Origin of the sequence: Heyndrickxia acidicola (assembly GCF_001636425.1) — a bacterium.
GTDB lineage: Bacteria > Bacillota > Bacilli > Bacillales > Bacillaceae_C > Bacillus_AE > Bacillus_AE acidicola.
Map to the genome: position 1 here is coordinate 2,865,317 of NZ_KV440953.1, position 17,215 is coordinate 2,882,531.

The 17,215-nt window shown below is 40.9% G+C and carries 16 protein-coding genes and 1 riboswitch; of the genes, 7 read left to right on the forward strand and 9 right to left on the reverse strand.

Annotated elements, in window-relative coordinates; genetic code table 11:
• Positions 1 to 148 precede the first annotated feature (148 nt).
• On the forward strand, positions 149 to 1,129 hold the full coding sequence (locus tag A5N88_RS13430; protein ID WP_066266860.1) for an aldo/keto reductase: 981 nt from the start codon (positions 149 to 151) through the stop codon (positions 1,127 to 1,129).
• Positions 1,130 to 1,246: 117 nt separating this feature from the next.
• Positions 1,247 to 1,492 (forward strand): hypothetical protein, encoded by a 246-nt coding sequence (locus A5N88_RS13435; protein WP_066266863.1) that lies wholly within the window; start codon positions 1,247 to 1,249, stop codon positions 1,490 to 1,492.
• 103 nt (positions 1,493 to 1,595) lie between these two features.
• Here A5N88_RS13435 and floT read toward each other — a convergent pair whose 3' ends face one another.
• Together floT and A5N88_RS13445 are read right to left on the reverse strand one after the other, a co-directional pair.
• Entirely contained in the window at positions 1,596 to 3,134 is a 1,539-nt protein-coding gene (gene floT, locus A5N88_RS13440; protein WP_066270526.1) for a flotillin lipid rafts scaffold protein FloT, read from the reverse strand.
• 85 nt (positions 3,135 to 3,219) lie between these two features.
• Entirely contained in the window at positions 3,220 to 3,762 is a 543-nt protein-coding gene (locus tag A5N88_RS13445; protein WP_066266865.1) for an NfeD family membrane protein, read from the reverse strand.
• Between the two features lie 791 nt (positions 3,763 to 4,553).
• Here A5N88_RS13445 and A5N88_RS13450 point away from each other — a divergent pair.
• Positions 4,554 to 5,882 carry an MATE family efflux transporter gene (locus A5N88_RS13450; RefSeq protein ID WP_083953307.1) on the forward strand — a complete coding sequence of 443 codons (1,329 nt, stop codon included), beginning with the start codon at positions 4,554 to 4,556 and terminating at the stop codon, positions 5,880 to 5,882.
• A gap of 176 nt (positions 5,883 to 6,058) precedes the next feature.
• On the opposite strand, the gene queF is transcribed toward A5N88_RS13450, so the two are convergent.
• The 7 genes from queF to A5N88_RS13485 form a co-directional block, all read right to left on the reverse strand.
• Positions 6,059 to 6,559 (reverse strand): preQ(1) synthase, encoded by a 501-nt coding sequence (queF, locus tag A5N88_RS13455; RefSeq protein ID WP_066266870.1) that lies wholly within the window; start codon positions 6,557 to 6,559, stop codon positions 6,059 to 6,061.
• Positions 6,560 to 6,710: 151 nt separating this feature from the next.
• A riboswitch (PreQ1 riboswitch) is annotated at positions 6,711 to 6,757 on the reverse strand.
• A gap of 67 nt (positions 6,758 to 6,824) precedes the next feature.
• Positions 6,825 to 8,717, reverse strand: a complete 1,893-nt coding sequence (gene nagE, locus A5N88_RS13460) for an N-acetylglucosamine-specific PTS transporter subunit IIBC (protein ID WP_066266873.1) — start codon at positions 8,715 to 8,717, stop codon at positions 6,825 to 6,827.
• A gap of 147 nt (positions 8,718 to 8,864) precedes the next feature.
• Positions 8,865 to 9,911, reverse strand: coding sequence for a class I SAM-dependent methyltransferase (locus A5N88_RS13465; RefSeq protein WP_232317578.1), 1,047 nt, complete (start codon positions 9,909 to 9,911; stop codon positions 8,865 to 8,867).
• Between the two features lie 208 nt (positions 9,912 to 10,119).
• Entirely contained in the window at positions 10,120 to 11,250 is a 1,131-nt protein-coding gene (locus A5N88_RS13470; protein ID WP_066266876.1) for a bifunctional cystathionine gamma-lyase/homocysteine desulfhydrase, read from the reverse strand.
• 190 nt (positions 11,251 to 11,440) lie between these two features.
• Complete coding sequence (locus A5N88_RS13475) at positions 11,441 to 12,355, reverse strand: PLP-dependent cysteine synthase family protein (RefSeq protein ID WP_066266877.1); 915 nt, start codon at positions 12,353 to 12,355, stop codon at positions 11,441 to 11,443.
• Positions 12,356 to 12,369: 14 nt separating this feature from the next.
• Complete coding sequence (locus A5N88_RS13480) at positions 12,370 to 12,840, reverse strand: S-ribosylhomocysteine lyase (protein WP_066266880.1); 471 nt, start codon at positions 12,838 to 12,840, stop codon at positions 12,370 to 12,372.
• Position 12,841: 1 nt separating this feature from the next.
• Positions 12,842 to 13,486, reverse strand: coding sequence for a class I SAM-dependent methyltransferase (locus A5N88_RS13485; RefSeq protein ID WP_066266882.1), 645 nt, complete (start codon positions 13,484 to 13,486; stop codon positions 12,842 to 12,844).
• A gap of 336 nt (positions 13,487 to 13,822) precedes the next feature.
• Here A5N88_RS13485 and A5N88_RS13490 point away from each other — a divergent pair, with 336 nt between their 5' ends.
• The 4 genes from A5N88_RS13490 to A5N88_RS13505 all read left to right on the forward strand — a co-directional run bounded on the left by A5N88_RS13490 (position 13,823) and on the right by A5N88_RS13505 (position 16,948).
• Positions 13,823 to 14,605 carry a transporter substrate-binding domain-containing protein gene (locus tag A5N88_RS13490; protein WP_066266887.1) on the forward strand — a complete coding sequence of 261 codons (783 nt, stop codon included), beginning with the start codon at positions 13,823 to 13,825 and terminating at the stop codon, positions 14,603 to 14,605.
• Positions 14,606 to 14,622: 17 nt separating this feature from the next.
• A complete protein-coding gene (locus A5N88_RS13495; RefSeq protein ID WP_198160273.1) occupies positions 14,623 to 15,300 on the forward strand; it encodes an amino acid ABC transporter permease in 678 nt (225 codons plus the stop codon).
• Between the two features lie 11 nt (positions 15,301 to 15,311).
• Positions 15,312 to 16,055: an amino acid ABC transporter ATP-binding protein gene (locus A5N88_RS13500; protein WP_066266891.1), complete on the forward strand. Its 744-nt coding sequence runs from the start codon at positions 15,312 to 15,314 to the stop codon at positions 16,053 to 16,055.
• Positions 16,056 to 16,390: 335 nt separating this feature from the next.
• On the forward strand, positions 16,391 to 16,948 hold the full coding sequence (locus tag A5N88_RS13505; RefSeq protein ID WP_066266894.1) for a beta-class carbonic anhydrase: 558 nt from the start codon (positions 16,391 to 16,393) through the stop codon (positions 16,946 to 16,948).
• Positions 16,949 to 17,215 lie beyond the last annotated feature (267 nt).

A 17,215-nucleotide genomic window follows, 5' to 3' on the forward strand; every position in this document is an offset into this window, starting at 1 on the left:
TAAGATAGAAATCAGTTTCTTTGAGCAGGACATACTCGGTTTGTTAAAATGAGGATAGAGCTTCCACGCTCATTATGAATAAACCTGCGCAAAGATTGGCATAGGTTTCAAAAAAAGCTCCCATGGGGCAAAAAAGGGGTTTAAGCGAATGGAGTATGTAAAGCTAGGACGTACTGGATTGGATGTATCAAGAATTTGTTTAGGCTGCATGAGCTATGGAGACCCGGGACGAGGAAACCACTCGTGGTCCTTGAGCGAAGATGAAAGCCGGCCGTTTATCAAGAAAGCGCTTGATCTTGGCATCAACTTCTTTGATACCGCCAATGTTTACTCAGCCGGTTCCAGTGAGGAAATTGTGGGACGTGCCTTGCGTGATTTCGCCAATCGGGAAGACATTGTTATTGCCACAAAAGTTCATGGTAAGATGAGAAAAGGTCCAAACGGATCTGGTTTATCAAGAAAAGCGATTATGACTGAGATTGATAACAGCTTGAAAAGACTTGGTACCGATTATGTTGATCTATACCAAATCCATCGCTGGGATCCCTATACTCCAATTGAAGAAACAATGGAGGCCCTTCATGATGTAGTGAAAGCAGGGAAAGCACGGTATATCGGGGCATCCTCTATGTATGCCTGGCAATTTCTCAAAGCACTGCATGTTGCGGAAAAGAATGGCTGGACACGATTTGTCAGCATGCAAAATTATCTTAACCTATTATATAGGGAGGAAGAACGGGAAATGCTTCCTCTATGCAAGGAAGAAGGAATTGCAGTCATCCCGTGGAGCCCGCTTGCCCGCGGCCGTTTAACAAGAGACTGGGAGGCACAAAGTATCCGTTCGGAAACAGACCAATTTGCCAAGCAGCTTTATACCCAAACAGAGGAAGCTGATCGAAAAGTAGTACAACAGGTGGCAAAAATAGCGAAAGAACGCAATGTGCCCCGTGCACAAGTAGCACTTGCATGGGTTTTACAAAAAGAACCCGTAACCTCCCCTATCGTTGGTGCAACCAAGATTCATCACCTGGACGATGCTGCAGCTGCACTGAACTTAAAACTTTCGGCAGAAGAAATACAGCGTCTGGAAGAAGCCTATGTGCCTCATCCTGTTTTAGGCGGACTTTAATTATATACCATTCTATGAAAGGCTATCCGGTAATCACTGGATGGTCTTTTCTTTTGCTCCTTTTGACTAAAAGACAACAGTCAACGGCCATACTGTAGGTATTAGGAGGAGTTTTGAATGGATAGTAACCAAATAGAAAATGTTTTTAATTTTTATGGATATGGACACTTTTACGATCAAATAAAAGGACCTATTGAACTATCTGGAATATTAGAGACTGAAGAAGAGGAACAGCTGGAGCATTTCTTTGACTCCTTTGACTTTAACGACTATGACCGCCTGCTTTTTGATGAATTCCGTTACTTCTATGCTATCTCTCAAAAGGTATTCTCCCCTCAAAGATATGAAACCCCGCTTGAATAGTGATACCTTAATCGCTTTACAGCACCCCTTTAGTGCTGTAAAGTACATTCTGGACAGCAAAAAACGGAAACACGCAGAGTGATTTCCGTTTTCTTTGTTTATGTTAATCCTGAGTTTTTCCGGCTTCTACCGACTCTTTGTCATTTGCGAGTTCGTATCTTAAATGATCAAGGCTGTTCCTTACATTATTCTTCCCGGACAAATTGACAAGGAGTTCCTTTACATCGATGCCTGATGAAGCTTTTAATGATTCCTGCAGAGTAGACATTAAGTTAGTCGCATAGCCTGTTATTTTATTGGCTCCTCCATCTGCTCCGCTTCCTCCTGTGTCTACGACCGTGATCTTATCAATATTGCTTAACGGACTTGCCACCTGCTTTGCATATTCAGGAAGCATTTTTAATACCATATCCATGATGGCTGCCTGGCCGAACTGCTCGAAGGCTTCGGCAATTTTTCTTTTTGCCTCGGCTTCTGCAAGACCCTTCAAACGTATAATTTCTGCTTCTGATTCCCCTTGTGCACGCTGGGCTTCTGCTTTTGCCTGACCGTCAATCCGCACCTTTTCAGCTTCTGCTTTAGCCATGGCCTCAATCCGGTATTTATTGGCATCTGTTTCTGCCATTTGCTTCGCTTTTTGCGCAATAGCCGATTGTTCCACTGAATAACGATCAGCATCGGCTTTTTTCTTGACCTCAGAGTCGTACTGCCTTTCCCGGCGTAAAATCTCTTTTTCTTCCAGCTCGATTTGCTTTTGGCGTTCGATAATCCGAATCTGCATTTCCTGCTCGGTCACTTCTTGTTTTGAACGCGCGGTTTCCAAATCGTACGCTTGGTCCGCGCGAGCTTTCGCAATATCCTGTTCACGGCGAAATTCTGCAATTTTCAACTGGTTCATTTTTTCCGCTTCCGCAATTTCAGTTGCTCTTTCCAGCTCTGCCTTTTTTGCCTCTTTGGATGCTTCCGCACGCTTGATCCGCGTTTCTTTATCTGCTTCTGCCGTCGCAATATCCGCATCACGCTTTACTTGGGCAATCCTCGGTTTTCCCAGTGACTCAAGATAACCATTCTTGTCCTTGACCTCTTTAATTGTAAAAGAGACTATAACCAATCCCATCTTCGCCAAGTCCTGTGATGCTACTCTCTGAACCTCCTGCGAAAATTTATCCCTGTTTTTATAGATTTCTTCCACTGTCATCGAACCCAAAATAGAACGAAGATGCCCTTCCAGTACCTCTTTTGCTTCATTTTCGCGATCCTGTTTGCTTTTTCCGAGAAATTGTTCAGCTGCAGTAGCAATTTCTCCGATGGAGCCTCCTATTTTAATAATGGCAATCCCATCTGCCATTACAGGAACTCCCTGTTCGGTATACACTTCTGGTGTTGTAACTTCAAGCTTGCTTGATAACAGGCTGAGCGGCTGAGCCTGCTGGAAGACAGGCAATACAAAGGTTCCTCCCCCGCGGATAATCTTTATTTTATTGGAGGATTCATCGACATGGACATTCTTGCCGCCCAAATAGCTTCCTGTTACAATTAGGGCTTCATCAGGACCGGCAGTCCTGTATTTCGAAATAAATACACCAATTAACGCAATAATCAAGAAAGCTACAATTGCTACCACTACCCAAATTCCAATCATTCCAGATGTAAACACTCAATTGTCCCCCTTTACTTGTTTAAAGCTTGTTTTGTATGTTTACTTCACGGGCACATATTCAAACACTTTATAGAACATCATGCAGCTGATGATTTTCATACCGCACAACGTACAATACGCCGCTGTTCACCTCAATGACCAAAACCTGCATTCCTTCCCCAATGCTTTCATTGCGATAGCTTGCTGCAGGCTTTGCTATTGTCCCGCTGCTGCTCTCCAGAACCACTTCTCCAAATCCATTTTCCGGAATGGAAATAATCGTTTTGCCAACTCTTCCTTTTAATGAATCTTCGGTATAGGCAATGGATTCCTCCGCAGAGGATAAAGGAATGAGCACAAATACATTTAAGAGGGTATCCAGCAGCAGGGCCAGTAGAATAGAAAAAACGATAATCGTCTGGCTCGATAAAGGTGTTATCATCTCCATAATGTATCCGCTGGCAGAAAAGAAAGTAAAAAACGCTAAAACCAATGCAGGATGTAGAAAATTCAAAGCCTCCCCTATACCATGAAATACATCTCCAAATAAGATATAAAGCAGTGTCAGGCTTCCCGAAACCAGTAATACGATCAAGTAAATGGTTTCAATTTGTGTTCCCAGGATCGTCATCTCATTCATTCCTTTGTGTCTAAGCTTTATCATTCATTCATTTAACCGCTTCTTTCTCTTCCTGCTTACTTCATTTTGTATGTTAATACGTATAATTAAATGAAAGGTTTCAATTTCTCTGTAAATTTTTTCGAAAAATTCCTTTACTGCAAAAAAACCCTTTTTTTGCTTTCAACCTGTTTTTTAGTACAATACATACTATCAATCCTCTTAAAAAGGAGAAAGCGATGTTTAAAATTTTTATAGTAGAAGATGAGGGCAGTTTTCGACCTGATGTTTCCTTATCGCAGGGAGGAGGCATAGGAATTCGCTAGCCGATAGGGGTGTAGGCGCTAGAGATAGCCAGAGACTACATTGGTAAATAATTCATTTAATTCTTCCCTTAAAAAAATCACTCCTGTCCCCCTGGAGTGATTTTTTTATGGTACCTTTAGAGAAATTTAACACACTAAAGCACAAAAGGGGTCTGACCCCTTTTGCACAATAAAGCATCAAAGCATCGCAATAAATATAAACAATATATAATAATATCTATAAATGTATAGATATAAATTATCTTTAATTATAATACAGTTATATAAACACGGTTTTTATGATTATTTATTAAACATTTCCCTTTAATGTAAATGACTTTTCGCAAATTTTTCATTATTATTATAATTATCCATTAACCTTATCACTTTTAATAACAAAAGGAGGAGTCACAGTTGAGTACAAAAGATCCCTTAAACAAAGGTGAACCCGAACATCACCACGGCAATCATTCTGCCGAAAAGCCCATTTGGAAGTTAATGGCCGCTTTTTTAATTCCGCTGATCCTCAGCAATGCCTTACAGTCAATCGGCCAGCTGGTCGGCAGTATCGTGGTCGGCCGTTCACTTGGTGTAAATGCTTTGGCTGCCCTCTCTGCCTTCTTTCCTCTGTTTTTTCTGCTCGTTTCCTTTGCTATTGGGGTAGGGTCCGGCAGCTCTATATTGATAGGTCAGGCATTTGGAGCCCGTAATGAAGAACGCTTGAAAGCCATTGTTGGTACCACCCTCTCCTTCACTTTTTTACTGGGCTTGGTACTTGCAGTGCTGGGGGGGACCTTTACCACAGACCTGCTGCGCCTGATCGGCACCCCTGTGAATATTCTTCCGACTAGTGTTCATTATGCACGAATTTTATTTTGGTCTATGCCTTTTATGTTTTTGTATTTTGCGTACACCACATTCCTTAGGGGTACAGGGGATTCCAAAACGCCTTTCTATTTTCTCATTGTCAGTACGGCGCTTAATCTAATTCTGCTTCCATTGCTCATATTCGGATGGATGGGCTTTCCGAAGCTAGGTATATACGGCGCCGCATATGCATCTGTGATCTCGACGATTTTGACCTTTATTATTTTAATCTTCTACCTCCGCATAAAGCGCAACCCTCTCCAGTTTGATGCATCGGTCCGGAAGCATTTGCGAATGGAGGGCCAGTTGCTCAAGCTTTTACTGAGACTGTCAATTCCTGCAAGCATTAACATGATTCTAGTTTCATTATCAGAGATTGCTGTCATCAGTTTTGTTAATCATTACGGATCAGATGCAACTGCAGCCTATGGGGCTGTCAACCAGGTAGCAAGCTATGTCCAAACACCGGCAATCAGTCTTGGAATCGCGGTCTCTATCTTTGCTGCACAGTCCATTGGTGCCAATCAATTTGATAGGTTAAAAAAGGTTATTCATGCAGGAGTGGCTTTAAATTATATTATTGGCGGGGTGCTCATCGTACTTGTCTACCTGTTCTCAAAAGACATTCTTGCGTGGTTTATAACGAACCAGCTTACCCTTGATATCGCCCAACAGCTTTTAATGATTACTTTATGGAGCTATCTTATCTTTGGAAATACGCAAATCATCGGGGCTACCATGCGGGCGAGCGGTACTGTGTTATGGCCAACAATTTTTAGTGTTATCTCCATTTGGCTTGTTGAGGTTCCTATTGCGTATATCCTGTCTTTTCACACCACTCTCGGTATTAAAGGTATCTGGATTGGTTATCCCGCTGCCTTTATTGTGAGCCTCATGCTGCAATATGGGTATTATCAATGGGTTTGGAAGAAAAAGCGAATTACACGCATGGTAAGTTAAAATTCAGTTCAACTTGCCTCCAGCGATAATCAACCTGCTGGAAAACAGAGAGAAATAAAAAGCCTTTTCCCTAGAATTTAAATAGGGAAAAGGCTTTTTCTATCGAATAAGCTTTTATTGGAAATAAAACAATGAATCTGAAGCTCCCCACACTGTATGAGAGGCATCTTCACTCTTTAACGATTGTCCACTTTTTCTGGATACATATCGTGATTCATTAACCTGTGATCCGCCATCTTCTCGTATTTTGTACCTGGCTTTCCATAATTGCAATACGGATCGATGGAAATACCCCCACGAGGAGTGAACTTACCCCATACTTCAATATAACGGGGGTCAAGCAGCTTAATTAAATCGTTCATAATGATATTTACACAGTCCTCGTGAAAATCGCCATGATTGCGGAAACTAAATAAATACAGCTTTAAGGACTTGCTTTCCACAATTTTTTGATTTGGGATATAGCTGATATACATTGTCGCAAAGTCAGGCTGGCTCGTAATTGGACACAGGCTTGTGAATTCCGGACAGTTAAACTTTACAAAGTAGTCCCGCTCAGGATGCATATTATCTACTGATTCCAATACTTCCGGAGCATATGCAAAAGAATATTGAGTATTTTGATTCCCTAACAATGTTAAATCCTTTAATCCTTCTTTTTCTGTTCTTCCTGCCATAAAAAAGTCCTCCTTCAAAATGTACCTTTACATTTCATGAGAGGGTTCAATGAATATTTTTCCCATTCAACTGAAGATCTCTAGTAGTAAACCAACATAAATGTGGATAAAAAGAAAAGCCACATCCGTTATGGATATGGCTTTATTTCAGGTATCCATAGTTTTTTATAGAGGGTATCAGCTATGAACCTCTCCCGTTTGTGCGCGGGCATTTATTTTTATTTATAGAATATAGAAGAACAGCACATTCGTCAATAGAAAATCATTACCTGTATTCTATCTTCACCTTTTCCCCTTGCTTATAATGCTTATATTCCAGTACATTCACATATTCAGCATTTGTAAAAATAATAGGTGTTAAAATTGAAGGTACTTTTGATTTTAAACTTTCAAAATCAACCTCTACCAAGCGCTGGCCGACTTTCACCTTATCTCCTGTGCTGACATACGCTGTAAAACCTTCTCCATTCAGTTTTACCGTATCAACCCCAATATGGATTAATATTTCTGCACCCTCATCACTTGTAATGCCAATTGCATGCTTGGTCGGAAATACACTTGTAACGGTACCATTTACTGGAGAAACCAGAACCGTGCCGGATGGATTAATCGCAAAACCATCCCCCATCATTTTTTGGGAGAAAACATCATCAGGAACAATCTCGAGTGATACAATTTCACCATCTATTGGCATGATGAATTCTGCTTTTGACTCGGAACTTACCGGTGCGGATAGATTTTCGACCACTGTTTCATCCTTTACAGGAACTGTATTTCCCTCATTTCGTTTCATGGCCTCCGCGACAAACTCAACATGTGTCCCCACGATAATTTGTATATTGCGATTATTAATTTTCATATACCCTTTTGCGCCATGGCGTTTTAAAGCCGAACTGTCAACAGCTCCTGCATCCTTCACCTCAAGACGCAGCCTTGTTGCACAGTTATCAATGTTTGTAATGTTGCCTTTACCGCCGATATCCTGAATAAAATGAGAAGCCATAATATCGTACTTATCATTTCCTCTAACGCTTTCCATTCCTTCTTCTTCCAAATCCTCTTCATCTTCACGTCCAGGTGTTTTCAAATTCAGTTTTTTGATTAGGAAATAGAAAATGACAAAGTAGATAACTGCATAGACGATACCTACCAAAAGAAGCAGTAACGGTTTTTCAGCAATTTTAAAGTTTAATACATAATCAATAGCGCCTGCTGAAAATCCAAAACCGTCTCGAATTCCAAGTACATAGGTCAGTGCCATTGAAATGGCTGTTAAAACAGCATGAATTCCATATAGAACAGGTGATAAGAACATGAAAGAGAACTCAATTGGTTCTGTTACTCCTGTAACAAAAGCCGTTAAGGCAATTCCGAGAAGCATCCCTGTAACAGCTTTCCTGCGTTCCGGCTTAGCAGCTGCAATCATGGCTAAACATGCGGCTGGAAGGCCAAACATCATGATTGGGAAAAAGCCCGTCATAAAATGCCCTGCAGTTGGGTCATGATGCAGGAATCGCGCAATATCCCCATGGTAAACTACTCCTTGATATTTATAGCTTCCAAAGATAAACCACGGGAAGCTGTTAAGAACATGGTGCAGTCCTAGTGGAATCAGAAGCCTGTTTAAAAGTCCGTAGATTGCCACTCCCCACGGACCTGCATCAATAATCCAAATACCCAGTTTGTTGATTCCTGCCTGTACAAATGGCCATAGATATCCAAATATAAAGCCTAAAACAAGCATGGAACCAGCCGTAATAATCGGGACAAACCGTTTTCCCCCGAAAAAAGCGAGCCAATCCGGGAGCTTAATATTATGAAAACGATTATATAAAAGGCCAGCCACAATCCCGGCAATAATACCGCCTAAAACTCCCAAATCGATGGTTTTATTAAGAGCCGTTGCTCCGCTGCTCAATACAAAATATCCAATCGCACCAGCCAGCCCGGCTGCGCCATTATTGCCTTTCGCGAAGCCAATCGCAATCCCAATAGCAAAGATGACCGGCAAGTTTCCAAATATAGCATTTCCTGAGGCAGCTATAAAAGGGATATTCAGCAAGTCAGGCTGTCCGAGACGGAGCAGCAATGCTGCAGCCGGCAACGTTGCAATCGGCAGCATTAATGATTTGCCTATTCTTTGTATGAATCCAAGCATTTTCATTCCCCCTCTTTATTTCTATTCCAACTATGTATAGGAAGATCTCTTCCTATATTTATACATAACAGACATCATTTTAATACTAAATATCAATCAATCTAAGAACGCTGGGAATGGATTTTTCGGAAAATGTCTATAATTTCGTTATCTGGGCTTAGCAATGACTGCATTATGCACTTTTATATAGCCATGGCTTAAAATATCGAAACCGCTTTCATAAATATACATTCCCATTTGCTCTACCGTCATAAGTTCACGATAAGTATGATTCATGACATCAGCCATAATCTGATAATAAAGCTTTGAGCGAAGCTGGCTCCTGGGTGTTGTCATAACAGCATAGCCCGATGGCTTAAGGAATTTCCGATGCCAATTGATCGCTTCAGGCTTATGTTCATCCGGAAAGTGTTCAATTAATCCAACAGAGAGAACAATATCGAACTCATTTCCAAAAGGAAGGCTGCGTATATCATCTACTATATATTCCACTTTAAAGTCATTCTTATAATAAATTTTATTTGATCCAGTAGCCTGATTGGAGCCTAAAAAAGGATATGCGTCCGGAAATTCTCCAAATCGGACATCCCTGCAAAACGGATCATAGTCGACCATTACAATGTCTGCACCAGGATACATGGCTGCAAGCTGCATGGCTTCATAGCCTTCCGCTGCACCAAGAAAAAGAATTCTCGGTTTTTGCACATCCAAACCTGAAAATAGCTCTCTTTTGCCTCGCGGGTCCCATATACCGTCTTCAATTCTATGGGCAAAATTCCACAATCGTATCTTTACCATTTCTCCAAGTGCCATTTTAACGTCTGCCGGACTGAAAGCAGTCAAACTATGCAGAAATGCCGTTTTCGTTTCCTGAATCTCCTTTGGAACATCCTTTGCAAACCATTCATGAAAAGCCTTATTAAAATACTCCCATGATGTTTTAACAGGCATGGAACCGCTGTTTTCCTTTTCCCATTGTTTCCGGTGCTTTGACATGTTTTTCACTTCAAAGGGTTTCCCTACTTCCTTCCAAGTAAGCTGCGACCAATCAAGTACATGATTTTTTTTCATATACTTGTTGTATTCCTTTTCGGAATACTTCTCACGTAAATCCAAACGATAGTTTTTTTCAAGCTTGGTTTCTCCCATTCGGTCCCACAATGGTGAATCTGTCATTGAAGGCATAGTATCCATATCGCACCTCCACTTATCGAAAATTCATAATATTTATAAAACTATCTTACAATAAGCACGCAAGAAATTATATATCTAAATCCTTTACTCCACTAAAGGGGTCAGACCCCTTTTACGCTCTAACGTATAAAAGTTTCATTTTCGTTATCCTATTTTTGTGGCTGAATGAAAAAAACCGTTCCGATTATACGGAACGGCATTCTTTTTGCTATTGTAATGCAGCCTCTAAATCTTCAAGAAGATCCTCAATATCTTCAATTCCGACTGAGATACGGATCAATCCATCTTCAATTCCAAGTTCGTGCCTGCGTTCACGCGGAATGGATGCATGGGTCATTAAAGGAGGGACGGAAATTAAGCTTTCCACTGCCCCAAGACTTTCAGCAAGGGTAAAGTAATGTACTTTTTTAACCACATCTAATGCTTTTTCTTCACTTTCAACTGTAAAGGAAATCATGCCTCCAAAGCCTTCAGACTGAGATTTATGAATCTCATGGCCCGGATGCTCTGCTAAACCCGGATAGTAGATCTTTTGGACAGCAGAGTGTTTTTGAAGGAATTTAACCACTTCAAGCGTATTTTGTTCAATTTCCTCCATGCGGATTCCCAATGTTTTGATTCCGCGAATCAAAAGCCAGCTATCCTGCGGCCCAAGAATTCCGCCTGTTGAGTTTTGAACAAAATGAAGATCATTTCCCAAAGCCTCATCATTTACAACAACTAGTCCTGCCACGACATCACTATGTCCGCCAAGATATTTTGTTGCACTGTGAAGAACAATATCAGCACCCAGCTTTATCGGGTTTTGCCAATAAGGCGTACTGAAGGTATTGTCCACGATAAATTTCAAGCCTTTTTCTTTGGACAATTCGCCAATCGCTTTCAAATCGGTAATTTTCAATAAAGGATTCGTAGGCGTTTCAACATAGATAGCCTTGGTATTAGGTTTTATAGCCTCTTTCACTTTTTCCAAATCACTTGTATCCACAAAGGTAACTTCTATATGGAAACGATTTAAAACCTTTGTCATGACACGGAATGTTCCGCCGTAAACATCATCGGTTGCAATGATGTGGTCACCTGCAGAAAAGAGCTGTATGACCGCAGTAATAGCCGCCATACCGGAGCCAAAAGCGAATCCGCGGCTTCCGCCTTCAATGTCTGCAATAAGCTTTTCAAGGGACTCACGTGTTGGATTTCCCGTCCTAGAGTATTCGTATTTAAAATTGCCGACTCCATCCTGCTTATAAGTACTAACTTGATAAATAGGAGTTGATACAGCACCTGTATAAGGATCACGGCTGATACCGCCATGAATAAACTTTGTTTTTTTACGCAATGTTTTTCCCACCTTTTAACTGGCCTTCTTATCCAAACGAATGGCCTTTTATGAATAAGCTCTGTCAATCTTGCCTGTTGATTTACGCTCCGGGGGCTGGCTTTCCTCCTCAGCGCTTTGCCTGCAGGAAGTTTCGCTTATTATTCCAATCACCTTTGGTTAATTCTCAACATTTAGGCTTTAACAGACCCTATGAATAAATACCGCTGCTGATATACCGCTCGCTGCTATCAGCAAAAATCGTGACAATGTTTGTTCCAGGCTTTGCCTGCTCCGCTTCTCTTAAAGCAGCTTCCAATGCAGCACCCGAGGAACTTCCAACCAGCAGGCCTTCTTGACGTGCTGCATCTGCAAGCCTAGCAAAAGCAACGTCATCTGGAATTGTATAGATTTGATCAAAATACGACTTTTCCATAAATGGAGGCAAAAATTCCATCCCAATCCCCTCTGTGCGATGGGGACCGGATTTTCCTCCATTTAAAATGGAACCCTCCGGCTCCACAATGACCGTTTTAATATGGGGAATTTTTTCTTTTAAATAACGCGATGTCCCCATAAATGTTCCGCCAGAGCCGGCTCCAGCTATAAAGATATCAATATGTCCGTCCAGATCCTTATACAATTCAGGGCCAAGGCTTTCATAATAAGTATCCGGATTTGCTGCGTTTTGGAATTGTCCGGGATAAAAAGCATCAGGTATAGTATCAAGCAGTTCTTTTGCTTTTGCAATCGCTCCAGCCATTCCTCTTTCAGTTGGAGTATTCACTATCCTGGCACCAAGTGCTCTCATAAGCGTCTGCTTTTCCATACTGAACTTTTCGGGGACAACAAATATGGCATTTACCTTGAACTGAATAGCTGCAAGAGCCAGGCCGATACCTGTATTTCCTGCTGTAGGCTCAATAATGGTTCCGCCCTCTTTCAGCTTTCCGTCCGCAAAAGCCCTTTTTAAAAGGTACTGGCCAAGCCGGTCTTTAACACTTCCGCCCGGATTAAAATATTCCAGTTTTGCAAATAAACGGACACCCTCCGGCAACGGAAAAGAAGTAATTTCTACAAGGGGTGTATTTCCAATCAGCTCATGTACATTTTTTGCATACTTCATTCGTATCCCTCAACTTAAGCAAAAATTTCCTTCCACTCATCACGTTTTGAAAGCATTTTGGCTGCCAGTTCTTTAGCGCCTTCAAGGCTGTGGCTTGCTGCCCATCCGCATTGAACCTCATTGCATGCAGGAACTTCCGTTGCTTCCTGAACATCTTTCAACGTTTTTTCTAATAAGGCCAGAACATCCTCATAATCATCGTGATTGATTAAAGAGACGTAGAAACCAGTTTGGCATCCCATTGGGCTGATGTCAACGATTTTGTCTGAATGGTTTCTGCTTAGCTCCGCCATTAAGTGCTCAAGTGAATGAAGGGCAGGCATTTCCATATGCTCTTTGTTCGGCTGGCAAAAGCGGACATCATACTTATGAATAACATCTCCCTTTATCCCCTCTTTTACTCCTGCAAGGCGGACATAAGGCGCTTTTACCTTTGTATGGTCTAAATTAAAGCTTTCTACGTTCATTTTCTTTTGTTCAGTCATATTAATCTCTCCCTTCTTTTACTGCATCCAGCAGCCATACAAATCGATTTAATTTTGTAAAAGTTGCATTGAACCCATTTTCTATCAATATATTTTGCAAGACTGCTATAGTCGTATAATATTCTCTCTGTAAATCTTCTGCCAGTCTCGTAAATCCTCTTTCCTCTGATTCCCGAATCATTTGTTTCTTTGCTTCCTCTGTTTCAAAAATGGTGTCAGCAAAAATGATTCGTCCATTCTCAGGAAGCAGCCTGCTGTATTCCCTTATGGCTATTCCTTTTTCTTCATCTGTTAAATGGTGGAATGCATATGTGCTGACAAGCGTGTGCACAGGAATATTCACTTGGAAGTCCTGAAAATCTCCATCTATTATTGTAACATCGGGCAGCTTTCCGCCTGCGATACTTCTCATTTTTTCATTGGGTTCAATCCCGATAACCTTTAATCCTCTTTCCACGAGCCTTTGAGTAAGGTTGCCTGTACCGACTCCAAATTCGATAACCGTACCGCCTGCCTTTTCGGCTACCTTCGATAAAATTATATCATAATCTTCGAATACTTCTTCATATTCTGGATCATTTCCATTAACAGTTTCATCATAAGAATGAGACCATTCATCAAAAAGCTGATTAAACTCTCTGCCCACCCTAATTCCCCTCATTTCCTATAAAATAACTATGAATTAAATGTAACATGAAATCTTCTATACTGCAATTATCTGAACAAATTTAAGAACTTCCTATAAATGGTTTTTCTGCATTTTAGCTGTTTTACTTAAAGTTCTGGAAAAGATAAATGCTCATTTCAGCCATTCGTAATTTTGAACGGCTGGAGTGCAAATGGACAGAACCTTCTCTAAAGAAACCCATATATCCTCACGTATGCCTTCGCAATTAAATGATTATTCAAGCTGTTTAAGGGTAATTAGTTAGCAAGGTCTGGTACCCTGCATTTGCTTATGCAAGGAAGGAGAGATGGATGAATGAGGAAAAATACAGCCATACTAAGCATTTTAGTGCTTCTCATTAGCATTTTATCTGCCTGTGCTAAAAAAGAACAGCTTCCAGGCGGAGCTAAGCTTATACATAAAAATGAACTTGTTTTCACTGCCTCAGGTGAGTTCAAGCCATTTAGTTATGTAAAAAAAGATATGACCATGACAGGATTCGATGTAGAGGTTGGAGATGCCATCGCTAAAGATCTCGGCCTGAAACCTGTACCGAAGAGAATTACTTTTAAAGGCATTGTTGAGTCAGTTAAATCCGGCAGGGCCGATATTGCGGTTGCCAGCCATACAATTACACCGCAACGGGCAGAACAAGTACTTTTTTCAACGCCCTACTACTATTCCGGTCCCCAAATTTTCACACGGCCTAACAGCAGTATACAATCAATCAGTGATTTAAAGGGCAAAGAAGTGGCAGCAGCAAAAGGATCGACTTACGCAGATTTGGCAATGAAATATACCAATAATGTGAAGGTGTATGATAGCGACATTACAGCTTTGGAAGCCTTGAGCTCTGGAAGGCATGATGCTGTTATTACTGACTTTGTTACCGGAAAAACAGCCATTAAAGATGGCATTAAAGTAAAAGGTAAACAGCTTATTGAGCGCAGCGAACAGGCGGTTGTCGTTCCTAAAGATAATCCCGGCCTTCTTAAATTGGTCAATAAAGCACTCGAGGATTTAAGAAAAAACGGGACTTTAAGGAAAATCAGCATGAAGTATTTTGGACAAGACATCACCTCCAAGCCTAAAAATTAAATTATATAGCAGAAAGGATGTTATTCATTTTGCCTAATATCCAGCACGTTTTAAATGTACTGGGAAGCAGTAAAGGAGTATTTCTCCATGCTATGCTGCTTACCTTTGAGCTGACGATTGTCTCTATATTAATCGGAATTATAATTGGCCTCATCTTTGCATTATTAAAGCTTTCAAATGTGAAACCTCTTGGATACATATCCGATATTTATATTTACCTGGTCAGGGGAACTCCTTTAATAGTCCAGATTTTCATATTATATTTCGGCATAAGCGGCATTTTTCTCATCCCTGATTTCTGGGCAGCAGCACTGGCTTTAGCCTTTCACAACGGTGCATATATTGCAGAAATTTTCCGCGGAACGATTCAGTCGATTGATAAAGGGCAAATGGAAGCCGGCCGTTCTCTGGGAATGACCAAGGCGATGACGATGCGTCGTATCATTCTTCCCCAAGCATTTCGCCGTGCCCTCCCCCCTCTTGGCAATCAGTTCATTATCGGTCTTAAGGATTCATCTCTGGCGGCCTTTATTTCTATGAATGAATTATTTAATGTTGCCACTACGCTTGGATCCAATAATTTTGATGAAATGACCTATTTAATTATTGTAGCGATTTATTATTTAATTCTTGTGGCTATTTTAACGATTGTGGTCAAGGTGCTTGAAACAAGACTTACAGTCAGCGATCGATAGGAGGAAAGGAAATGGAACAAAGAGAAATGATTTCCGTAGAAAATTTAAATAAATCTTTTGGCAATCTTCATGTTCTAAAAGGAATAGATATGTGTGTGAATGAAAGCGATGTGGTTTGTTTAATAGGATCAAGCGGATCGGGAAAAAGCACCCTTCTTCGCTGCTTGAATTTCTTAGAAAAAAAGGATGCGGGCAAAATTATACTGGAAGGAAAGGAAGTCACTCCTGCTACCCATAATATCAATGAAGTCAGACAAACAGTGGGAATGGTGTTCCAGCATTTCAATCTTTTTCCTCATAAAACAGTTCTTGAAAATATTATAGAAGCACCTATTATGGTGAAACGGCTTCCCAAAAAGCAGGCAGTAACCGAAGCAAAGGTGCTTTTGCAAAAAGTCGGGCTCGAAGACAAAGCAGATGTATATCCCAGCAAGCTTTCTGGTGGACAAAAGCAAAGGGTTGCGATTGCAAGAGCACTTGCGATGAAACCCAGTGTCATGCTTTTTGACGAGCCTACCTCCGCTCTTGATCCAGAGCTTGTTGGCGAGGTGCTCAATACGATGAAGGAATTGGCTGAAGACGGTATGACCATGATTATCGTCACACACGAAATGGGGTTTGCACGTGAAGTGGCAGATCGGATTGTTTTTATGGACGGCGGTGAAATCCTGGAGCAGGGAACGCCAGAGGAATTCTTTGATCATCCCCAAGAAGAACGTACAAAAGAATTCCTTGCCACTACTGTGCTCAAATAAAAAAAGCGCAAGCGCCTTGCTCACCGGCGTACGGATTTTCGCAGTCTCTAATTGAGATAAAGGAAACACAGCGAGGAAGGAGCTGATGTTGACTTATCGCAGGGAGGAGACGCAGAAATCCGCTAGCCGATAGGCGCTGGAGCTAGACATTAAGAAAAGCGAAAGTCCCTTGCTCATCAGCGATTCACTACTTTAAAGGAAAGAAGGGGTCTGACCCCTTCTTTCCTTTAAAGTGTTAAAGTATCGCTCTTTTTTTCTCCTCCCTTCATTAGAGACAGCATATTTCTTTGCAATCATCTTTCGTGTTGATTAAAATGATATAAGAGGTGATCAATTTGACATTATTAGATGATATTCTAAGCTTTAATCAGAAATTTGTTGAACAGGAACAGTATAAGGAATATGTAACATCCAAATTTCCAGATAAACGTCTGGTCATTTTAACCTGCATGGATACTCGTTTGGTTGAACTTGTACATAAAGCTACCAATACAAAAAACGGGGATGTCAAAATTGTTAAAAATGCAGGGGCGGTTATTGCCCATCCATTTGACAGCATTATGCAAAGTCTCCTTGTTGGGGTATATGAACTTCAGGCAGATGAGGTCATTGTAATTGGACACTATGATTGTGGTGCAAGCGGATTAAACAGCGAAAAAGTACTTGAAGATATGATGAGCAGAGGCATTGAAAAGCAGACAATCGAAACGCTGATCCATTCAGGAGTGGACCTCCACAAATGGCTCCATGGTTTCGGTGATGTTAAAGATAATGTTGTAAACAGCGTCAATATGATTAAACATCATCCATTGATGGCAGCGGATATCCCCGTTCATGGATTGCTCATCAATCCAGAAACAGGGAAATTGGACCTTGTTATAAATGGATATTGAAACTTTGCAATACAAAAGCACTTTTTGCTAAAAAACAAGCCGACATTCTCGTTGGCTTGTTTTTCATGTAATAATATTCATCTAACACATTGTTGCAGCTAAACTCCTTCAAATTACACATAAATCTGAGGCACTATAATGGACATGCCAAGGCTCATCGTCGGCCTATTGATTATTTTTTTATTCATAGAGCTTTTTAATTTACCGGCACTTTTAAAGCATAAAGTGATCAAAAGGAAAACAGGAAGATCAAAGGACGAATGTTCA

Bases quoted from the DNA above. Each gene is read 5' to 3' on its own strand.
- A5N88_RS13465 (WP_232317578.1), bottom strand. From the start codon at position 9,911: ATGGATACTATGCCTTCAATGACAGATTCACCATTGTGGGACCGAATG.
- A5N88_RS13495 (WP_198160273.1), top strand. From the start codon at position 14,623: ATGTTATTCATTTTGCCTAATATCCAGCACGTTTTAAATGTACTGGGA.
- floT (WP_066270526.1), bottom strand. From the start codon at position 3,134: ATGATTGGAATTTGGGTAGTGGTAGCAATTGTAGCTTTCTTGATTATT.
- A5N88_RS13450 (WP_083953307.1), top strand. From the start codon at position 4,554: ATGGCCGCTTTTTTAATTCCGCTGATCCTCAGCAATGCCTTACAGTCA.
- A5N88_RS13480 (WP_066266880.1), bottom strand. From the start codon at position 12,840: ATGACTGAACAAAAGAAAATGAACGTAGAAAGCTTTAATTTAGACCAT.
- A5N88_RS13430 (WP_066266860.1), top strand. From the start codon at position 149: ATGGAGTATGTAAAGCTAGGACGTACTGGATTGGATGTATCAAGAATT.
- A5N88_RS13490 (WP_066266887.1), top strand. From the start codon at position 13,823: ATGAGGAAAAATACAGCCATACTAAGCATTTTAGTGCTTCTCATTAGC.
- A5N88_RS13445 (WP_066266865.1), bottom strand. From the start codon at position 3,762: ATGACGATCCTGGGAACACAAATTGAAACCATTTACTTGATCGTATTA.
- nagE (WP_066266873.1), bottom strand. From the start codon at position 8,717: ATGCTTGGATTCATACAAAGAATAGGCAAATCATTAATGCTGCCGATT.
- A5N88_RS13500 (WP_066266891.1), top strand. From the start codon at position 15,312: ATGGAACAAAGAGAAATGATTTCCGTAGAAAATTTAAATAAATCTTTT.
- queF (WP_066266870.1), bottom strand. From the start codon at position 6,559: ATGGCAGGAAGAACAGAAAAAGAAGGATTAAAGGATTTAACATTGTTA.
- A5N88_RS13475 (WP_066266877.1), bottom strand. From the start codon at position 12,355: ATGAAGTATGCAAAAAATGTACATGAGCTGATTGGAAATACACCCCTT.
- A5N88_RS13435 (WP_066266863.1), top strand. From the start codon at position 1,247: ATGGATAGTAACCAAATAGAAAATGTTTTTAATTTTTATGGATATGGA.